Below are 3,515 nucleotides of genomic sequence, written 5' to 3' on the forward strand. Positions count from 1 at the left end.
CTTGCTTGGGGATAAATGTTTTGTAGATAGCCAACATTGACTGTGCCCATTGTGATGGTTTGATGAACTAAATCAATAGTACCGCCAGTACCGTCCATGATGACATAACCACCCCTCGTCGTTATGGGGGCAGTATTTAAAACGGTAGCGAATGAGCCCACATTGGTAGTGCAAGTCTTCCAATAAGATTGCATGACCACATTTATTGGGCCGCTGCTTGCTGTAATTGCACCACTAACGATTGATTGACCGCCAGCCAGGAATTGCAAATTAACCGTACCTGCGCCTGAAGAAGTAATTCCGCCTGAAGAGGTAATGCTTGACCCTTGAGTTAAATGGTTATCCAAAATCAAGGTGTCTGTGATGCCTGTAGCTGGCGCAAATGCCCAAGCACCAGTCTGAGTAATTGCGCCTGCTGCTACTACCGTAACGTTAACTGGCGCGCTGATTGAGGCGCCCTGAGAAGTAATGGCTCCAATCGTTATTGCGCTACCACCATTACCGCTTGTAGTGTCATATTTAACGTTTTGTGCATGGGTTGTGGTGTTGGCAGATAAAGTAAGGCCGCCCGTTTGAGTAATATCGCCATTTGATTGAAACAGCACATCACCGCCAGCGGACTGAACGGCAATTGCGCCAGTAGAAGTAATTCCAGGATTGCCGATATTGGCTGTATTTTTAAGGCCGATTACTGAAATAGCATTTACGCCTGCAGTCGAGAATGAGGCAGCACTAGTAACGGTTAAACCATTTGCGCCTAATGCAACGGCAGCATTAGAGGCGCTGGCATTAATGCCGTTGATAGTAATGCCCTGCCCTGATGTCTGCGCACCTGTTAAGGAAATACCAATAGATGCAGTGGTATTAACTGTTGTAGCAGATGAAGCGGTTAGTGGTGTTGAACAGGTATAACTTGCATTTGATGCGCAAGTATTGTCCAGCAAGATTGTTCCAGACACGGTTACAGCTGGGATAGTTAATGCAGAACCATTAGACAGAATCTGATAGTTCACCTTACTTGTGGCACCGGTTGCGTTAAAGGTAAATATGCCAGCTGTAATCTGACTATTTAAATTACCAGTGCGGGTGTCATAAGTTAAGGTTTGTACGTGATTTGTAGTGTTTGCTGTTGCAAAGCTGACCGCAGATGTTGCTGTAATGTCACCATTGGTCTTAAATGTGACATCACCACCATTAGAGTTATTAGTGATGGCACCTGTAGTAACGTTGATGCCGCCGGTAGTTCCGTTGGTACCAACAGTGGTGGTGATATTTAATGCATCCCCTACTGATGCATAATTTCCAGTAACGTTCGTAATCGTAACTCCACCGGTAACAGACGCACCCAGTCCACCTGCAGTGCTATTAGTTCCAGTGATAGTCACTTTTGGCGCTGTAATTAGACCAGCCAGCGATTCAGCGTAAACACCAGAGCCAGTAGATGTACTGGTAATAGAAATCGTGCCGGCTGTTGTAGCGAGGGTTCCAGCAGCATTACTCTGTACGCCTATAGCACCAACGTTGGTATTGTTGATAGTGATGCCAGTGGCCGCAGAAATAGCTGCATCAATTGCGATTCCACTTCCATTGCCGGTACTGGTGTTGCTTATATTTACACTACCGGTATAAGAAGTTAAAGTTGTACCAGCACTGAGATAGATATCCTGGCCAACTATTCCAGTTGAGGAGCTATTGGCGGTAATAGTGATATTGCCAGCCGCATTAATTGGTCCAGCCCCGTAAGCGTAAATTACAAAACCGTAAAAACTGGTACCTGCAACTTTTGCTTGAATATTAACGAAGCCGCCAATATTTAAGGTGGCGCCATAACTCTCATAGGCACCTATGCTTCCTCCGGATACGGCAGCGTAACCGGCACCAATAAAGTTGCCACCTGTTGAAGTAGCGCTTACTACTCCAGCATTTGTGGTGGTGTTGATGCTTGCTTGGGGATAAATGTTTTGTATATAGCCAACATTGACTGTGCCCATTGTGATGGTTTGATTAACTAAATCAATAGTACCGCCCGTACCATCCATGATGACATATCCACCCCTCGTCGTTATGGGGGCAGTATTTATAACGTTAGCTCCAGCTCCTGAGCCCAAATTGGTAGTGTTAGTCTGCCAATAAGATTGCATGACCACATTTATTGGGCCGCTGCTTGCTGTGATTGCACCACTAACGATTGATTGACCGCCAGCAAGGAATTGCAAATTAACCGTACCTGCGCCTGAAGAAGTAATTCCACCTGAAGAGGTAATGCTTGACCCTTGAGTTAAATGGTTATCCAAAATCAAGGTACCTGTGATGCCTGTAGCTGGCGCAAATGCTAAAGCACCAGTCTGAGTAATTGCGCCTGTTGCTACTACGTTGACCGTATTGCCGGCATTAATGGCCGCAACAATATCCGCCGTGCTGATATTTGACGCACCAGTGGCTGCAAGTGCGCTAGCCAGTGTGCCGCCCGTTGAAGCAGCAGCGGTAATGGTGACGGTGGTTGGGTCAAGCAGCCACTCATTTGATACAACCGCTGTATTTTGAGTGCCCAACAAATCACCAGAGGTCTCTACGCGGTTTGCGGTCAATGTGGAGTTAGAAATTGCAACTAAGCTAGCTACTGCGCCTTGACTATAGCTTGGACGGCCAATAGCAATGTCGCCATTGATGGCTGCTAGAGATGAATTGTTGATTTGGATCTGGTCACCGAAGACGACGATAGTGCCGTTTGGTGCATTGATGCCAGTTTGGCTATCAAGATTGATGTTGCTGCTAGTGATGCTGTTGTTTGAATCTACTGCTGCCGCTAATGCTGTGTTCACGAAATTTGTGAGTGCTGGAGGTGCGGTTGCTGGTGGCGCAAGGATAGTGCCATTACCCAAATTATTTACTTGGCCCAAATTGATGACGCCACCCTGGCTTAATCCTTCTGAACTAATTAATGCACCAATTAAATCTGTTTGGGTTTTACCAACAATGGCGATATTGCCGCCGTTAGTTACTTTACCGATTGAATCGACAATACCGTTAATCGTTGTTTGGCCGGCTGTTGAAACAATCGTGACTGCTCCCCCATTAATACCATTTGCTGAGATATAACTATTGCTGCCGATATTGATATCACCAGTTGCCAGAATATTAATTAAACCGCCGTTACTTGTATAAGTATTACTGTCTGCATTTAAACCATTTTGACCATTGCGACGATTATTCGCAGTAGTCGTATTTGCAGAATTTAAATTGCTTGAATTTGTATTATTCGAATTATTACTGTTGCTGCCATTGGAATTAATATTACCGAGAATATTAATAATGGCACCAGCTAAATAAATATTGGAATTATTTCCACCGTTAGTATTAATAGAACCATTTACATTAATAGCCTGGGCTACTGCATATACTTGTCCAGCAGTAATGTTGCTATTAATGTCAATCTGGCCGCCAGTTGCGATCAAGTTCAATGAGGTTGCTGTATTGCTTGAATAGATATCGGCACCAGCCATGATACGAATCAA

1 protein-coding gene is annotated in these 3,515 nt (G+C 44.9%); it reads right to left on the reverse strand.

The features are described 5' to 3' along the window. A partial coding sequence (locus M2125_RS10850) for a beta strand repeat-containing protein (protein ID WP_280742975.1) occupies positions 1–3,503 on the reverse strand: 3,503 nt, incomplete at its 3' end. Positions 3,504–3,515: the final 12 nt, after the last annotated feature.

The sequence above is a fragment of the Polynucleobacter sphagniphilus genome, from assembly GCF_029892205.1.
GTDB classification, from domain to species: domain Bacteria; phylum Pseudomonadota; class Gammaproteobacteria; order Burkholderiales; family Burkholderiaceae; genus Polynucleobacter; species Polynucleobacter sphagniphilus.